Source organism: Phenylobacterium sp., assembly GCF_030697305.1.
Classification (GTDB): domain Bacteria; phylum Pseudomonadota; class Alphaproteobacteria; order Caulobacterales; family Caulobacteraceae; genus Phenylobacterium.
Window position 1 is genome coordinate 42,566 of the sequence record NZ_JAUYQL010000061.1, and the last position, 15,340, is coordinate 57,905.

Below are 15,340 nucleotides of genomic sequence, written 5' to 3' on the forward strand. Positions count from 1 at the left end.
GCCCCTGACCGACAAATCGCTGATCTACCCGAAACATGGCGCCACCAAATGTCTGTTTATGATCTACTCACAATGGTCACTTTACGTAACATCACCCTGCGACACTAACGACAGGTAAAATCGCCCCCGCGGTGACGCGCCGTTGATTTCCCGTTAAGTCTCGACGCCGCCGCCAGGAGGCCAGCCGAAGATGAGCCACGGGTTGCTGCGTAAACGTCAGGCGGGCGCCCATGCCCGAGTGTCGTTCGTCGAGCTGTTCTTCGACCTGGTGTTCGTGTTCGCGATCACCCAGCTATCCCACACCCTGCTGGCGCACCTTACCTGGACCGGCGTCCTGCAGGCAGGCGTGCTGCTGCTCGCCGTGTGGTGGGCGTGGGTCTACACCACCTGGGTCACCAACTGGCTGGACCCTGAACACCCCAGCGTGCGGCTGATGTTGTTCGCGCTGATGGGCGTGGGCTTGGTGCTGTCGACCTCGCTGCCGTCAGCTTTCAGCGGACACGCGCGGTCCTTCGCGCTGGCCTATGTGACCATCCAGATCGGCCGCAGCCTGTTCGTGCTGTACGCCGCCCGCGGGTACGCGACCTTGACCCACAACTTCCAGCGCATCGTGGCCTGGCTCAGCGCATCGGCGGCGCTGTGGATCGCCGGTGCCTTCGCCGCGCCCGACCTGCGGATGGCCTGGTGGATCGCCGCCTTGGGCATCGAATGCCTGGGACCGGCCGCCGCCTACTGGATCCCGGGACTTGGGCGCACGCCCACCCATGACTGGAATGTCGAGGGGGCGCACATCGCCGAGCGGTGCGGCCTGTTCGTGATCATCGCCCTGGGCGAATCCGTGCTGGTGACCGGCGCGACCTTCGCCGGGGTCGACTGGACGCCCGAGATCGTCGCCGCCTTCTTCGTGGCGTTCATCGGCACGCTGGCGATGTGGTGGATCTATTTCAGCGCCCACGCCGAGGCGGCCAGCCACGCCATCGCGTCGTCGGACGATCCGGGCAGGATCGCGCGGCTGGCCTACACCTACATCCACATCCCGATCGTCGCCGGAATCATCGTCGCGGCGGCTGGCGACGAACTGTCCCTGGCCCATCCCATGGCCGCAGCCTCACCCGCCGTGTCGGCGGTGCTGCTGGGCGGGCCGGCGCTGTTCCTGCTGGGGACGTTGCTGTTCAAGGCCAGCGTATTCCGCGTCTGGGCGACGCCCCGTCTGGTCGGCCTGGGCCTGCTGGCCCTACTCGTCCCATTCGCGGCGACGGGCCCCGCGACACTCGCCCTGGCCGCGGCGGCCTGCGGGGCGCTGGTGGTCGTGGGCGCCTGGGAAAGCGTCATCCGCCTGCGAGAAGGCGGACCGGCCCTGCCGCACAAGGCCCCCGTCACTCAGGCCTGACCGCGCCCCGCCAGGCGTCACAACCTCGGACCGACAGGGCCCGACGAGTCGCCGCGCGCCGCGTAGAACGCATCGACCCTGGTGAAGTGGAATGCCGCCGTCTCCACGCTCCGCTTGGCGATATCGATGGCCAGATAGTCGAGACCGAAGGGGCGGCATTTGAACTGCATCGCCTTCAGCCTGTCGACGTACGGTCCCAGCGCGTTGAAGGCCGCGACGGCCTCCGCGAGATCACCCAGCCGACCATTGCCGTCGCCGTGGTGCGGCCGCCCTTCGCCGAGCACGTGATAGAAGTTACGCCGGCGGGTGAAGTGGTAGGCCGTGGTCTCCAGCCCATTGAGCGCGATCTCCATCGCCAGATAGTCGGAACCTTCCGGCGCGCATTCGTCCCGCATCGCCAGCATCTGGGTCACATACGGCGCGAGGGCGTCGAATTCGCGGACGGCGGCGGCTTCGAGGCCAAGGCCGAGGTACGTTCGATGAACCAACTGCACCTCCGGAAGCGACTTCCGAACGTGAACAAAATTAGAACATCCGAGTCAATGCGCGTCAACGCCAGCCACGACGATATGACGTCGGCGCACGCGCCTTGAGCGCCTCTGGCGGGCGCAAGTACCGACTTAGCGCTATGAGAAGAATGGTGGACGCGACAGGGATTGAACCTGTGACCCCTACGATGTCAACGTAGTGCTCTCCCGCTGAGCTACGCGTCCGCCGGCTCCCCTCGGGGAGCGCGAAGGCGGGGATATACCGGCGCGGCGCTGGGCGCGCAACCCGGACCGACGGCCTGGGCCTGCGAAAGTCAGGCGGCCATCATCCGCTCCACCTCGGCGACGATCTCGCGCAGGTGGATGGGCTTGGACAACACCTTGGCGCCGGCGGGGGCCGCGTCGCCGGCGGCCAGGGCCACGGCGGCGAAGCCGGTGATGAACATGATCCTCAGGCCCGGATGGCGGGCGGCGGCCTGGCGCGCGACCTCGATACCGTCCAGGCCCGGCATGACGATATCGGTCAGCAACAGGTCCCAGACCTCGTCCAGGGCGGCCGCCGCGGTGTCGCCGTCGGCGCAGGCCAACACCTCATAGCCGGCGCGTTCGAGCGCACGCGCGAGGAAGCCGCGCAGCGAGTCGTCATCTTCGGCCAGGAGTATGCGGGGCATGGGCGCTCGTGCAGTCGGGCGTCGGGGGGTGTTTCGCGGGCAGATTAGGCGGGCACATGTAAACTCGCGATGAACCCTTTGACCATGGTGACGGCGCGGCGTTCAATACGACGCAATGAATCCCCCGCCGGCGCTGGCCGCCGAACATCCCCAGGTCGCGCCTGCGGCCTTCGAGGTGCAGCGCGCCGCGCCCGCCGGCAAACCCCCGCCGACGCCGCTGGTCTACGCGTCGCCCCACTCCGGACGCTGCTATCCCCAGGACATGATGGCCGCCGCCGCGCTGGACGCGCTCGCGATCCGCCGTTCGGAAGATGCGTTCGTCGACGCCCTGGTCGCAGAGACGCCGGCGCTGGGCGCGGCGGTGATCGCGGCCAAGCTCGCCAGGGCCTATATCGACGTCAACCGCGAGCCGTTCGAGCTGGACGCCACCATGTTCGCCGACGAGCTGCCGGAATTCGCTCGTGCGCGCACCGCCCGCGTCGCCGCGGGCCTGGGCGCGATCGCCCGCGTGGTTTCGGAAGGCCAAGAGATCTATGCGCGCAAATTGACCTTCGCCGAGGCCAGCCGCCGCATTGAAACGACCCACCGCCCCTATCACGCCGCGCTGAGCGGCCTGCTGGCGGAGGCCCAGGCCGAGCATGGCTTCGCGATCCTGGTGGACTGGCATTCGATGCCGGCCGCCGCGGCGAGGTCCCCTGGCGGAGGGCGGCCCAGCGACATGGTTTTGGGAGACCGCTTCGGCGCCGCCTGCTCGCACCTTTTGCCCGCGCGGGTCGAGCGCGAGCTGCAGGATCTGGGCTACCGGGTGGCGCGCAACACGCCCTACGCCGGAGGCTACACCACCGAACATTACGGCCGCCCCGCCGGCCGCGTGCATGCGCTGCAGATCGAGATCAATCGCGCGCTTTACCTCGACGAGGCGAACCTCGCGCAGACCGCCGATTTCAGCCGCCTGAAGGGCCATCTGGAGCGGCTGACCCAGCGGCTGGCGCTCGCCGACTGGAGCGCGTTGCGCGCCATCTGAGCCGCTGGACGGCCCGCGCTACCCTGCAGACCAAAAAAAAGCCGCGCCCGAAGGCGCGGCAGTTCATTAGGGAGGAAACGCCCAGGAAGGGCAGAGACGTCAGGGACGCCTCACAAGCTCATTTATAGAGTGCGCTGCACAAAACACCAAGAGAAATTCTGAGAGCAACCTCACTTTTCGCGCCTGAATCATCGTTTTTGGTTCATTTTCAAATCGTTGGGGGTTATAGCGACGCGGCGCCGCGTGCTGCGCCGCACAATTCATGGCCTCGGAACCCGGCGACTCGCCTTCATCATGAGTCGCCATGACCCCTGGCGAACCGCACTCGCGTCGCCTACAAGCCGCCCCTCCCGACCCCTTGAAGTCGCCCCCCTTCCGAAGTCGCACCATGTCGCTCCGCAACATCGCTATCATCGCCCACGTCGACCACGGCAAAACCACGCTCGTCGACCAACTGCTCGCCCAGTCGGGTCTGTTCCGCGCCAATGAGGCGACCGTCGAACGGGCCATGGACTCCAACGACCAGGAGCGCGAGCGCGGCATCACCATCCTCGCCAAGGCGACCTCAGTGCTTTGGAAGGGCGCGACCGGCGAGACCCGGATCAACATCATCGACACCCCCGGCCACGCCGACTTCGGCGGCGAGGTGGAACGCATCCTGGGAATGGTCGACGGCTGCCTGCTGCTGGTCGACGCCGAGGAAGGCGTCATGCCTCAGACCAAGTTCGTGCTCGGCAAGGCGCTGAAGCTGGGCCTGCGCCCGATCGTGGTGCTGAACAAGGTCGACCGGCCGCACGCCGATCCCGACCGCGTGGTCAACGACGTCTTCGACCTGTTCGCCAACATCGGCGCCACCGACGACCAACTGGATTTCCCCCACCTCTACGCCAGCGGCAAGCAGGGCTGGGCAGTCGCCGCCATGGGCGACGAACAGAAGGACCTGTCGGTGATCTTCGAGAAGATCGTCGAGCACGTGCCGGCCCCCAAGGCCGAGGCTCTGGTCGATGCGCCCTTCCAACTGCTGTCGGTGTTGATCGAGAGCGACCCGTTCCTGGGCCGGCTGCTGACCGGACGCGTCGAGTCGGGCCGCGCGACGCCCGGCCTGGCGATCAAGGCCATGGGCCCTGACGGCGTTGAAATCGAACGAGGCCGGATCACCAAGATCCTCGCTTTCCGCGGCCTGCGCCGCCAGCCGGTGGAAGTGGCCGAAGCCGGCGACATCGTCGCCATCGCCGGCCTGTCGAAGGCCACCGTCGCCGACACCCTGGCCGCACCGGAGGTCACCGAAGCCCTGCCGGCTCAGCCGATCGATCCGCCAACCATCGCCATCACCGTATCGGTCAACGACAGCCCGCTGGCCGGGCGCGACGGCGACAAGGTGCAGAGCCGGGTGATCCGCGAACGCCTGTTGCGCGAAGCCGAGTCGAACGTCGCCGTGCGCGTCGCCGAGACCGCGGAAAAGGACGCCTATGAAGTTTCCGGCCGCGGCGAACTGCAGCTCGGCGTGCTGATCGAGACCATGCGCCGCGAAGGCTTCGAAGTGTCGATCAGCCGACCGCGGGTGGTGTTCCAGACCGACCCGGACACCGGCGCGCGGCTGGAGCCGATCGAGGACGTGGTCATCGACGTCGACGACGACTACTCCGGCGTGGTCATCGAGAAGCTGTCGGCCCGCAAGGCCGAGTTGAAGGACATGGGGCCGTCCGGCGCGGGCAAGACCCGTTTGTCGTTCCAGTCGCCGTCGCGGTCGCTGATCGGCTACCAGGGCGAATTTCTCACCGACACCCGTGGATCCGGCGTGCTGAATCGGGTGTTTTCCCACTACGAGCCGTACAAGGGCGCTATTGAAGGCCGCCGCAACGGCGTGCTGGTGTCGAACTCCGATGGGGAGACAGCGTCCTATGCGCTGTGGAACCTGGAAGAGCGCGGTACGATGTTCGTGGGCGGCGGCGAGAAGGCCTACCAGGGCATGATCATCGGCGAGAATTCCCGGCCCGACGACCTCGACGTCAATCCGATGAAGGCCAAGCAGCTCACCAACGTGCGCGCTTCCGGCAAGGACGAGGCGATCCGCCTCACTCCGCCGCGGCGTCTGACGCTCGAACAGGCCATCGCCTACATCGAGGAAGATGAACTGGTCGAGGTGACGCCGAAGGCGATCCGCCTGCGCAAGCAGGTGCTGAACCCGAGCTTCCGCAAGAAGCGCGTCCGCGAAGCCTAAGGGTCCGGGAAGCCTAGCGACATGAAGGTCTGACGCGGTGGACGAAGGCGAAGTCGAGGGCCTGCGCGGGCGCGATCGCCAGGCCGCCCGCGAGCGCGCCTTCCGCCTGCTCGCCGCCACCGTCGCTGCATTGTTCGGCGCCTTCGCGATCCTGGGCGGGCTGCTGGTCTGGTACGACAACGCCACAGGCATGGTGCTGCACACCCGCGAGGTGCGCGAAGGCATCAGCGACGTCCACCAGGCGTTGAGTGAAGCCGAGGCGGCGCACCGCCTGTATCTGCTGACCCGGACGCCCGTCGCACTCGGTCAACTGAACGATGCTGACCAGCGTGCGCGCCGCCGCGTCACCGAAGTCGAATTCCTGACCCGCGACAATCCCTCCCAACAACGCGGCGCACAGGCGCTGAGCGACCTGACGCGCCAACGGCTGGCGTTGTTGGAACGCGGCGTCGGCCTGGCCCATGAAGGCCGAGGCGAAGATGCGCTGGCGCTTGTGCGAAGCGGCCAGGGGACTGCGGTGATGCGCGCCGTGCGCGAGCAGATCGCCGTGCTCGACGGTGTCGAGGCCCACCTGGAGGCTGAGCGCCGGGCGCGGGCGGCGACGCTGCGACTGGTCGGCGCGCTGGCGCTGCTGGTGTTCGCCGTGGCCCTGGGTTGGCTGTTCATCAAGGCGCTGCGTGACATCAACGTCGATCGCGAGGTCGAGGCGGAAACCGCTGAGCGGCTGCGCGGGCTGTTGCAGCAGCGCACCCTCCTGCTCGCCGAAGTGAACCACCGGGTGAAGAACTCGCTGCAGCAGATCGCCAGCGTCGTCCGCATGCAGTCGCGTACGACGGACGATCCGGTCGTCGCCTCGGCGCTGGACAAGACCCTGGGCCGCATCGTCGCGGTGGGACGTGTGCACGAACAGATCTACGGCAACGCCGGGAAGGTCGGCGACTTCGACGCCGGCAGCTACGCCGCCGGCCTGGCGCGCGAACTGGTCGACTCCATGGGACGCGAGGATATAACCCTGGAAACCGACGTCGAGCCGCTGGTGCTGGACATGGCCCAGGCCGCGCCTTTGGCTTTGATCATGAACGAACTTATCACCAACGCCCTGAAATACGGCTGCCCGCCGGATCGTCCGTGCAGGTTGCGTATTAGTTTGCGAACCGTGGGCGACCATCACCGGTTGAGCATATCGGATGAGGGCGACGGTGTTCCGGCGGGGTTCTCCATGGCTTCCAAGACGAGTCTGGGCATGAGGGTGGTGGACGCGCTGTCCCGCCAGCTTGGCGGCAGCTTGAGCGTGGAAAACAATGCCGTCGGCGCCACGTTCCTGGTCGAGTTCCCCAGGAGCGTCGCCTGACATGAGGATCCTGATCGTCGAGGACGACGCCCTCATCGCTCTCGATATCGCGTGGCTGCTGCAGGATCTCGGGCACGAAGTATGCGCCGAGGCCGCCGACGCCTTCACCGGCCTCGAGGCCGCCGAACAGACCAAACCCGACATGGCGGTGATCGACATCCGCTTGGCGCGCAACACAGACGGCGGCAAGCTCGCCCGCACGCTCTATTGCCGCCTGGGCGTGCGCTCGCTGTTCGTCAGCGGCAGCATCACCGAAGCCTTCCGCAAGGACATGGCCGCAATCGAGCCCCTCGGCTTCCTGGCCAAGCCGATTAGCCGCCGGCACCTGGACGAGGCCCTGCGCGGCGCGGCCGCCTGATCCCTCGCTGCGCTTTGGGCCATCCCGTCTACCGCGACATGCCGACCACCATCTTCGAGGAGATGTCGGGGCTGGCGCGCGCCCATGGGGCGGTGAATCTCGGCCAGGGCTTCCCTGACGATCCGGGGCCGCTGGGCGTACGCGCAAAGGCGGCCGAAGCGGTCCTAGACGGCTACAACCAGTATCCGCCGATGTCGGGGCTGCCGGAACTGCGCCAGGCGATCGCCGGTCACTACGGCCGCCGCCAGGATCTGGACCTCGACTGGAGCACCGAAGTCACGGTGACGTCGGGGGCCACGGAGGCTCTGGCTTCTGCCTTCTTCGCCCTGATCCAGCCGGGCGACGAGGTGGTGGTGTTCCAACCCTTCTATGACGCCTACCTGCCGCTGATCCGTCGCGCTGGCGGCATCGTGCGCCTGGTGACCCTGCAGCCGCCGCACTGGCGACTGGACCGCGCGGCGCTGGAGGCCGCGATCGGGCCGAAGACGCGGCTGCTGGTGCTGAACAACCCCAACAATCCCGCGGGCGCCGTGTCGCCGGCCGAGGATCTGGCGCTGCTGGCCGAGGTCTGTATCGCCCACGACCTGATCGCCGTCTGCGACGAGGTTTGGGAGCAGGTGACCTTCGAAGGGCGCGGGCACCAGCCGCTGATGGCGCTGCCGGGCATGCGCGAGCGTACGGTGAAGATCGGTTCGGCGGGCAAGATGTTCGGGCTCACCGGTTGGAAGGTCGGCTTCCTATGCGCCACGCCGGCCCTGACCCAGGCGCTGGCCCGCGCCCACCAGTTCCTGACCTTCACCACCCCGCCCAACCTGCAGGTCGCCGTCGCCTGGGGGCTGAACGAGGACGCCGACTGGTTCACCGCCATGCCTGCCGACCTGCAGCGCTCGCGCGACCGCCTGGGGGCCAGCCTGAGCGCCGCCGGCTTCTCCGTGCTGGCCGCGCCGGCGACCTATTTTCTCATCGTCGACCTGGCGGCGTCAGGCGTGACGGAGGGCGACCGGGCCTTCTGCCTGCGCGCGGTGACCCAGGCCGGTGTCGCGGCGATCCCCGTTTCGGCCTTCTACGAGACGGATGCGCCCAGTCACCTCATACGCCTATGCTTCGCCAAGCAGGACGAAGTGCTGGACGAAGCTGTGCGGCGCCTCTCCCACGCCAGGGACCTCTCGCGCGCCGCCTTATCGGTCAGCACATGACGCCGCCGTCGACCACCAGGGTCTGACCCGTCACCCAGGACCCTGAGCGCGCCGCCAGGAACACCGCGGCGCCGGCGATGTCGTCCGGCTCGCCGACCCGACCAAGTTGCGTTACGAAGCGGCTCTGCTGTTCAGGCTCGGGATTGTCCCACAGGGGCTTGGCGAAGTCGGTGCGCACCAGGCCGGGCGCGATGCAGTTGACCCGGATATTATGCGGTCCCAGCTCCTGGGCGAGGTTGCGGGCGAGCTGAATGTCTGCGGCCTTCGACAGGGAATAGGCGCCGATGTGGGCGCTGCCGCGCAGGCCCTCGATCGACGAGATGATGATCGCCACGCCGTCCTGGCGCGCCTTCATTTCCGGCGCGACCATCTGGATCAGCCAGTGGTTGGACACGACATTGTTGTCGAGCGTCTTGCGCAGCGCCTCGTCCGAAATCTCGCTCATCGGGCCGTAGAAGACGTTGGAGGCGGCGTTGCAGACCACGATGTCGATCCTGCCGAACACACGACGCGTCTCGTCGACGAGATGCTGCAGGGCCTCCTTCGATGAGATGCTGGCCGGGATCGACGCCGCCGCGCCGGGATAGCGGGCGTTGATCGAGGCCGTGGCCTCTTCGCAGGCGTCGGCCTTGCGAGACGAGATCACCACCTTGGCCCCGTGCTGGGCCATGCGTTCGGCGATCGCCAGGCCGATGCCGCGGGACGATCCGGTGATCACGGCCACCTTGCCGGTGAGGTCGAAAAGTTCCATGCGCGAGCTCCTGCGGGCGATGCGCCGTTGTGCCCAAGGCGGCGGCTAGCTGCAACGCCGGTAGCGGCCGAAATCCAGATGCAGGTGATCGCGGTGAGCGGCGTTGTAGTCCGGGCTCAGCACCGCGCGGAACCAGCGGCAGGCCCCATCGCGCGCCGCGCGCAGGAATGCGCCATTCTTTGCCTCGTCTCGGAAATCACCCGACACCGTGAGCCGACGCCCTGAGGCCGTACGAAAGGCCGCAACATCCAGGGCGTTGGCCGTGGCGTGCTCGCTCGGCCGGCCCTGGCTGCGGCCGTAGACGTTGCGGCAGGCGTAGGTCCCATAGTGCTCGATGCGCGCCACCGGTTCGCCCAGCAGCGAGCGCGCCGCGGGCTGCACCGAATGTCGGCTCCAGAAGACGTAGGCCAGGGCTTGCCGGCAGGTCATCACCGGTGCCGCCGGCGAAAGCGCGATCGCGCCGGACAGCAGGCGGACGGCGTCATGCGTGCTGCAAAAGCCCTCGCTGCGTTCGGGTTCCTCCGAGAAGATGACCCCGCCCTCGCGCATCACCGCGCGGCAGGCGGCAGGATCGTCCGCCGCTCTTGTGAACTTCATGGTCGTGGCCAGACCCGGCGGGTCGGCCAGCCGCAGCGGCTTCCAAGGCAGGTCCTGCGGCGGAGCCCAGGCGTCGACCGCGAAGGCCAGCGCCATGCCGACGACCGCGAGGTCGAGCGCCGTGGACCAGACGCCGGCCAGGAAACGTGCGAACGGCGAGGCGGGCTTGAGGGGCATGCAGACATCGGGAACGCCCAGGCGCGACGCGGGTTCGCACAGCTATCGCCCGATCCGTCCTCGCGCCCCCTTGCGGCGCGCCGCCGCCCGACGCAGGTTGCGCGCCGACTTGCGAACCAGGAGATGAGCCACATGCTGACCGGCCGGTTGGACGACGACGACGGCGACGAAGACGACAAGGCGCGCCTGCCGGACATGCCGATGACGTCCGGCCCGGTGCAGAACGCCCTGTTCAAGGGCCGCACGGTGCTGGTGTTCGGCGAGATCGACATGCGCCTGGCCGAGCGGGTGACCGCGCAGCTGCTGGCCATGGCGGCCGACAGCGACAAGGACATCCGGATGCTGATCAACTCTCCCGGCGGGCACGTCGAGAGCGGCGACACCATCCACGACGTGATCCGCTTCTGCGGGCCACGGGTGAAGGTCATCGGCACCGGCTGGGTGGCCAGCGCCGGCGCGCACATCTTCCTGGGCGCGGAGAAGGAAAACAGGCTCTGCCTGCCGAACACCCGATTCCTGCTGCACCAGCCTGCAGGCGGCGTGCGCGGCCAGGCCTCCGACATCCAGATCGAGGCCGAGGAGATCGTGAAGATGCGTGACCGCGTCAATCAAATGATCGCCAAGGAGACGGGCCAGACCTTCGACAAGATCGTCAAGGACACCCAGCGGAACTTCTGGATGAGCGCCGAAGCGGCCGTCGAATACGGCGTGGTCTCGCGGATCATCCGGCGCATCGACGAGGCCTGACCATGTCGCCCTGGTGGAAGGGGGCGGCCGTCTATCAGATCTACGTCCGCAGCTTCTACGACGCGGACGGCGACGGCCAGGGCGACCTTGCGGGCGTCCTGGCCAAGCTCGACTACGTGCAGGGCCTGGGGGTGGACGCGATCTGGCTGTCGCCGATCCACCCCTCGCCCGACCGCGACTGGGGCTATGACGTCGCCGACTTCGACAGCGTGCACCCCGACTACGGGACGCTGGCGGATTTCCAGGCCCTACTCGCCGAATGCCACGCGCGCGGCCTGAAGCTGATCCTCGACGAGGTGCTGTCGCATACCTCTGACGAACACCCTTGGTTCGCCGCCAGCCGCGACCAGGGGCCGGACGGCGAAAAGGCCGAATGGTACGTCTGGGCCGATCCGCATCCCGACGGGACTGCGCCGAACAACTGGCTGTCGGTGTTCGGCGGGCCCGCCTGGTCCTACCAGCCGGCGCGCCGCCAGCACTACCACCACAAGTTCCTACGCCAGCAGCCCAAGCTGAACTGGCGGGCGCCAGGCGCGCGCGAAGCCGCGCTCGCCGTGCTCGACACCTGGCTGGCCCGTGGCGTCGACGGCTTCCGCCTCGATGTCGCCGGCACCTATCTGCACGACGCAGACCTGACCGATAATCCCGCTGTACCCGTGGATCAGCGCACGCCCGCGCAGTGGGGCCACGCCAGCGACCTGCAGCGTCACGTCAACGACGCCAACCTGCCGGAAAACGTCGAGATGCTGGACCTCATCCGCCGCCGCGTCGAGGCGTTCGGCGATCGGTTCGTGTTCGGCGAGTTCTTCGAAGAGCCGGAACGTTCTGGCGCCTATCTGCCGCCGGACCAGGGCCTGCACTCCGGCTACGCCTTCGAACTGCTGCACGCCGAGGTGCTCACGCCGGCGCTGATGCGCGATCACGCCGCGCGGATGGAGGCCCATCCCGGGCACTGGCCGTCCATCGCCTTCTCCAACCACGACATCGTTCGCACCGCGACGCGCTTCGGCTCGGTGTCGCCAAGGATCTCGTTCGCGCTGCTGTGCGCGCTGCGCGGCAATCCGTTGATCTACCAGGGCGAGGAGCTGGGCTTGCCGCAGGCGGCGCTGACCCGTCGGCAGCTCCGCGATCCAGTCGGCGATCTGTACTGGCCTACGGTGCGTGGCCGCGACGGGTGCCGCACGCCGATGCCGTGGCGGGCGGATGCGCCCAACCTGGGCTTCAGCGACGGCGCGCCGTGGCTGCCGGCTGCGCCGGAGCACGCGGGCCTGACGGTCGCCGCCCAGGAGGACGACGCGGACTCGATGTTGGCGTTCTCCCGGCGTGCGATCGCCGCGCGGCGCAGCTCGTCCGCCCTGCGGCTGGGCGAGATGAGCCTGCTGCGCGCCGACGGCGGCGTCGTCGCGTTCCTGCGCGAGACGGACGAAGAGCAGGTCCTCTGCGCCTTCAACCTGGGCGCGGAGGCGGAAAGCGTCGATGATTCGCGGCTGATTGGCGCGAGCGTGCTGCTTACGTACGGCGCAGCCGCCTTGGATGGCGCAGAGCTGCGTCTGGACGCCCAGGCGTTCGCCTGGGTCACGCTGCCGCGCGCGAACACCTAGCCTCGCGCCCCCAAGCGCGGCTACAACGCGGGCATGCCCGAAGGCGACGCCAAGCCTGCCCGCGCGCCCGCCGCAGCCGCCCGCTTCGGCGAGGGCTTCCTTGCGGACATCTGGTATTTCGTCGAACTCGCGGACGCGCTGAAACCCGGCCGCATGGCGCGCTACGAACTGCTGGGCGAACCGGTGCTGCTGGGGCGCACCCAGGGCGGCGGTCTGATCGCGCTGCGCGATGTCTGCCCACACCGCGCGGCGCCGCTGTCGGCCGGCAAGCTGACCCGCGAGGCGGACGGGCGCGAAACCGTCGAGTGCCCCTACCACGGCTGGCGCTTCGGCCTGGACGGCGCCTGCGCCGCCATCCCTTCCCTGGCGGCGGGACAGGAGATGGACGTCACGCGCATCCGCGTGCGCCGCTATCCGGTGGTCGAGAGCCAGGGCCTGGTGTTCATCTGGGTCGGCTCGGGCGAGCCGGACCAGGACCCGCCGACCTTCCCGGGCGTTGTCGGCGGCAAGCCCAAGCTGGTCGACCGCATGACCTTCGACGCCCACATCGACCACGCGGTGGTCGGGCTGATGGATCCCGCCCACGGACCGTATGTGCATCAGCAGTGGTGGTGGCGATCGGCCAAGAGCCAGCACGAGAAAGCCAAGCGCTTCGAGCCGCGCGACGCCGGCTTCGCCATGGTGCGCCACGAGCCGTCGAAAAACAGCCGCGCCTACGCCATCCTCGGCGGCGAGCCGCTGACCGAGATCACCTTCCGCCTGCCCGGCCTGCGCTGGGAACATGTGACGGTGGGCGCGCGTCAGGTGCTGTCGCTGACCTGCCTGACGCCCGTGGACGCCAAGACCACGCGGATCACCCAGATCGTCTGGTCGGACCACCCGGCGTTCGTCTTCCTGCGCCCGTTCATCGCCGCCGGCGCGCGGGCCTACCTGCGCCAGGACGGCGACAGGGTGAACCTGCAGAACCAGGGCCTGCGCTACGACCCGACCCTGCTGTGGATCGACGACGCCGACCGCCAGGCCAAGTGGTACCAGCAGCTCAAGCGCGAGTGGTCAGCGGCGCGGCGCGAGAGCCGCCCGTTCGTCAATCCGGTGGAAGCGGCGACCCTGCGCTGGCGCAGCTAGCGCAGCGGCCGAAGCGACGAGATCGAATCGCCCATTCCGAGCCGACGGGTGTCGGTGACGCTGTCGCGGATCGTCGTGCACCGACCCTGGTAGTCGGCGTCGCTGCAGATCAGCCACGGGCCCGAGCCCCGCTCCAACTGGATCGAGCGCACCCGGTCGTTCAGACCGGTCTGGTCAAGGTTGGGCGTGTTCCCACGGATCCGAACCGCCGGCCCGCGCCATCCACGACCGCCGAACAGAGAGGCGCCGCCGCCACGGCCGGGGCGATAGTCGCCGTTCCAGCCTGGCCCGCCGCCATAGTTGGGATCGGGGCGATCATAAACCGGGGGCTGCGTCGGGGGCCGGTAGGGCTGCGTCGGCGCGGCGGGACCGCCGGCGCAGATGAGGCCGCCCTCGGCATCGACGCCGATATCACTGTCGCAGCTCAGGATGTTGATGGTCGATTGCCCCGCGCCGCGGGCGCCGCGGCAGGTGGCGCTCATCAGCTGGCCGTTCATCTGGATGTTGGAGCACAGTCGCTCATAGCTGCCGCGCGGCGGATGATAGACGCCCGGCTGGGCCAGGACCGGCGGTGCGGCCAGCAACGACAGCGCCGCCAAGCTCAGGATCATCCGCATGCTGCATCTCCCGGTTTTCGGCTCACACGACTAGCTCACTGTGACGCTCATGTCGCCTTGCCGGCCGCGCCCTCGGCGCCGACGAACACGACCTTGGTTCCCTTAAGCACCGCGGCGCCAAGTTGCTGGACGTCCCAGTTGGTCAGACGCACGCAGCCGTGGCTTTCGGCCTTGCCGACCTTCACCGGGTCCGGCGTGCCATGGATGCCATAGGTCTCCTTGGTCAGGTCGATCCACATCACGCCCACGGGATTATTCGGCCCCGCAGCGATGGTCAGCTTCTTCTTCTCCTTGCCGAACGTCAGGCGCGAAGGATCGTAAGTCCAGGTGGGATTGGGGGCGATGGTGCGCACCTCCCACTCGCCCGTAGGCGCCGGGCGATCTGCGCTGCCGACCGTCGCCGGATAGACCGCCAGCAGGGCGTCGTCGGCGCCGTAGGCGCGCACTTCGCGTTCGGCCTTGTCCACCTCGATCCGAGCGACCTTGGCGGCCAGCGGCCGGGCGCCGACCGCGGCGACGACGATCGTCGTCCCCGCCTTGGTGAAGTCTGCGGCGGGATTGAGCGCGCGAAGCAGGCGCTCATCCATGTGGAATTTCTCCGCCAGCAACTCGGCAGCGCTGGCGTAGGCCAGATGATCCAGCGCCGCCATGGCGGCGGTGTCGGTGGGGATCTTGTCGACGAACGGGCCGGCGACATCCTCCGGCGCGATCGCGTAGTCCTGCATGGCTGGTTGGGCGTCTGCCGCCGTGAGCGCCGCCCAGGCCTGATCGTCGAGCACGCCGTCCACCGGCAGTCCGCGCGCCTTTTCGAAGGCGGCCACCGCCTGGCGCACGTTCTCGCCGGCCTGGCCGTCGATGACGCCGGGGGAGAAGTGCGCGCGGTCGAGCAGCACCTGGGCGCGAATCAGCCCGTCGCGCGCCAGGGCGGGCGTCGCGGGCGCAGCCACGAAGGCCGCCGCGTCGATCGCCTGGGCCTGTGGCGAGACCGATGCGGTCACCACCGGCGCCGGTGCGGGCGCGGCGGGC

The 15,340-nt window shown here is 68.5% G+C and carries 15 protein-coding genes and 1 tRNA gene; 9 read left to right on the plus strand and 7 right to left on the minus strand.

Translation table 11 applies throughout. The features are described 5' to 3' along the window. The first annotated feature begins 190 nt into the window (after nt 1-190). Nucleotides 191-1,390 carry a low temperature requirement protein A gene (locus Q8R27_RS07050; RefSeq protein WP_305698344.1) on the plus strand — a complete coding sequence of 400 codons (1,200 nt, stop codon included), beginning with the start codon at nt 191-193 and terminating at the stop codon, nt 1,388-1,390. Nucleotides 1,391-1,407: 17 nt separating this feature from the next. On the opposite strand, the gene Q8R27_RS07055 is transcribed toward Q8R27_RS07050, so the two are convergent. The 3 genes from Q8R27_RS07055 to Q8R27_RS07065 all read right to left on the minus strand — a co-directional run bounded on the left by Q8R27_RS07055 (nt 1,408) and on the right by Q8R27_RS07065 (nt 2,549). After that, nucleotides 1,408-1,878: a hypothetical protein gene (locus tag Q8R27_RS07055; protein ID WP_305698345.1), complete on the minus strand. Its 471-nt coding sequence runs from the start codon at nt 1,876-1,878 to the stop codon at nt 1,408-1,410. Nucleotides 1,879-2,028: 150 nt separating this feature from the next. Then, nucleotides 2,029-2,103 (minus strand) — tRNA-Val (locus Q8R27_RS07060). Nucleotides 2,104-2,192: 89 nt separating this feature from the next. Further along, nucleotides 2,193-2,549, minus strand: coding sequence for a response regulator transcription factor (locus Q8R27_RS07065; RefSeq protein WP_305597367.1), 357 nt, complete (start codon nt 2,547-2,549; stop codon nt 2,193-2,195). Nucleotides 2,550-2,664: 115 nt separating this feature from the next. Between Q8R27_RS07065 and Q8R27_RS07070 the strand changes: the two genes are divergently transcribed. The 5 genes from Q8R27_RS07070 (at nt 2,665) to Q8R27_RS07090 (ending at nt 8,699) form a co-directional block, all read left to right on the plus strand. Further along, complete coding sequence (locus tag Q8R27_RS07070) at nt 2,665-3,573, plus strand: N-formylglutamate amidohydrolase (protein WP_305698346.1); 909 nt, start codon at nt 2,665-2,667, stop codon at nt 3,571-3,573. A gap of 388 nt (nt 3,574-3,961) precedes the next feature. Further along, complete coding sequence (typA, locus tag Q8R27_RS07075) at nt 3,962-5,794, plus strand: translational GTPase TypA (RefSeq protein ID WP_305698347.1); 1,833 nt, start codon at nt 3,962-3,964, stop codon at nt 5,792-5,794. A 37-nt stretch (nt 5,795-5,831) separates the two neighbouring features. After that, complete coding sequence (locus tag Q8R27_RS07080; RefSeq protein WP_305698348.1) at nt 5,832-7,145, plus strand: sensor histidine kinase; 1,314 nt, start codon at nt 5,832-5,834, stop codon at nt 7,143-7,145. 1 nt (nt 7,146) lies between these two features. Beyond that, on the plus strand, nt 7,147-7,503 hold the full coding sequence (locus Q8R27_RS07085) for a response regulator (protein WP_305698349.1): 357 nt from the start codon (nt 7,147-7,149) through the stop codon (nt 7,501-7,503). A 14-nt stretch (nt 7,504-7,517) separates the two neighbouring features. Next, nucleotides 7,518-8,699 (plus strand): aminotransferase, encoded by a 1,182-nt coding sequence (locus Q8R27_RS07090; RefSeq protein ID WP_305698350.1) that lies wholly within the window; start codon nt 7,518-7,520, stop codon nt 8,697-8,699. On the opposite strand, the gene Q8R27_RS07095 is transcribed toward Q8R27_RS07090, so the two are convergent. Continuing rightward, complete coding sequence (locus tag Q8R27_RS07095) at nt 8,689-9,450, minus strand: SDR family NAD(P)-dependent oxidoreductase (RefSeq protein WP_305698351.1); 762 nt, start codon at nt 9,448-9,450, stop codon at nt 8,689-8,691. The genes Q8R27_RS07090 and Q8R27_RS07095 overlap by 11 nt on opposite strands. A gap of 45 nt (nt 9,451-9,495) precedes the next feature. After that, a complete protein-coding gene (locus tag Q8R27_RS07100) occupies nt 9,496-10,224 on the minus strand; it encodes an extensin family protein (RefSeq protein ID WP_305698352.1) in 729 nt (242 codons plus the stop codon). Nucleotides 10,225-10,347: 123 nt separating this feature from the next. Here Q8R27_RS07100 and Q8R27_RS07105 point away from each other — a divergent pair, with 123 nt between their 5' ends. From Q8R27_RS07105 to Q8R27_RS07115, 3 genes are read left to right on the plus strand one after another with little or no spacing between them, the layout of a single operon-like run. Next, a complete protein-coding gene (locus tag Q8R27_RS07105) occupies nt 10,348-10,971 on the plus strand; it encodes an ATP-dependent Clp protease proteolytic subunit (protein ID WP_305698353.1) in 624 nt (207 codons plus the stop codon). Nucleotides 10,972-10,973: 2 nt separating this feature from the next. Further along, entirely contained in the window at nt 10,974-12,572 is a 1,599-nt protein-coding gene (locus tag Q8R27_RS07110) for an alpha-amylase family glycosyl hydrolase (RefSeq protein WP_305698354.1), read from the plus strand. Nucleotides 12,573-12,605: 33 nt separating this feature from the next. Further along, nucleotides 12,606-13,697 (plus strand): aromatic ring-hydroxylating dioxygenase subunit alpha, encoded by a 1,092-nt coding sequence (locus Q8R27_RS07115; RefSeq protein WP_305698355.1) that lies wholly within the window; start codon nt 12,606-12,608, stop codon nt 13,695-13,697. On the opposite strand, the gene Q8R27_RS07120 is transcribed toward Q8R27_RS07115, so the two are convergent. Together Q8R27_RS07120 and Q8R27_RS07125 are read right to left on the minus strand one after the other, a co-directional pair. Then, nucleotides 13,694-14,314 carry a beta/gamma crystallin-related protein gene (locus Q8R27_RS07120; protein ID WP_305698356.1) on the minus strand — a complete coding sequence of 207 codons (621 nt, stop codon included), beginning with the start codon at nt 14,312-14,314 and terminating at the stop codon, nt 13,694-13,696. The genes Q8R27_RS07115 and Q8R27_RS07120 overlap by 4 nt on opposite strands. Nucleotides 14,315-14,361: 47 nt before the next feature. Beyond that, on the minus strand, nt 14,362-15,340 hold a 979-nt coding region (locus Q8R27_RS07125), incomplete at its 5' end, for a L,D-transpeptidase (protein WP_305698357.1).

What these genes read in the sequence shown, in the direction of transcription:
- Q8R27_RS07050 (WP_305698344.1), top strand. Translation starts at nt 191, where the DNA reads ATGAGCCACGGGTTGCTGCGTAAACGTCAGGCGGGCGCCCATGCCCGA.
- Q8R27_RS07065 (WP_305597367.1), bottom strand. Translation starts at nt 2,549, where the DNA reads ATGCCCCGCATACTCCTGGCCGAAGATGACGACTCGCTGCGCGGCTTC.
- Q8R27_RS07070 (WP_305698346.1), top strand. Translation starts at nt 2,665, where the DNA reads ATGAATCCCCCGCCGGCGCTGGCCGCCGAACATCCCCAGGTCGCGCCT.
- typA (WP_305698347.1), top strand. Translation starts at nt 3,962, where the DNA reads ATGTCGCTCCGCAACATCGCTATCATCGCCCACGTCGACCACGGCAAA.
- Q8R27_RS07085 (WP_305698349.1), top strand. Translation starts at nt 7,147, where the DNA reads ATGAGGATCCTGATCGTCGAGGACGACGCCCTCATCGCTCTCGATATC.
- Q8R27_RS07095 (WP_305698351.1), bottom strand. Translation starts at nt 9,450, where the DNA reads ATGGAACTTTTCGACCTCACCGGCAAGGTGGCCGTGATCACCGGATCG.
- Q8R27_RS07100 (WP_305698352.1), bottom strand. Translation starts at nt 10,224, where the DNA reads ATGCCCCTCAAGCCCGCCTCGCCGTTCGCACGTTTCCTGGCCGGCGTC.
- Q8R27_RS07105 (WP_305698353.1), top strand. Translation starts at nt 10,348, where the DNA reads ATGAGCCACATGCTGACCGGCCGGTTGGACGACGACGACGGCGACGAA.
- Q8R27_RS07110 (WP_305698354.1), top strand. Translation starts at nt 10,974, where the DNA reads ATGTCGCCCTGGTGGAAGGGGGCGGCCGTCTATCAGATCTACGTCCGC.
- Q8R27_RS07115 (WP_305698355.1), top strand. Translation starts at nt 12,606, where the DNA reads ATGCCCGAAGGCGACGCCAAGCCTGCCCGCGCGCCCGCCGCAGCCGCC.
- Q8R27_RS07120 (WP_305698356.1), bottom strand. Translation starts at nt 14,314, where the DNA reads ATGCGGATGATCCTGAGCTTGGCGGCGCTGTCGTTGCTGGCCGCACCG.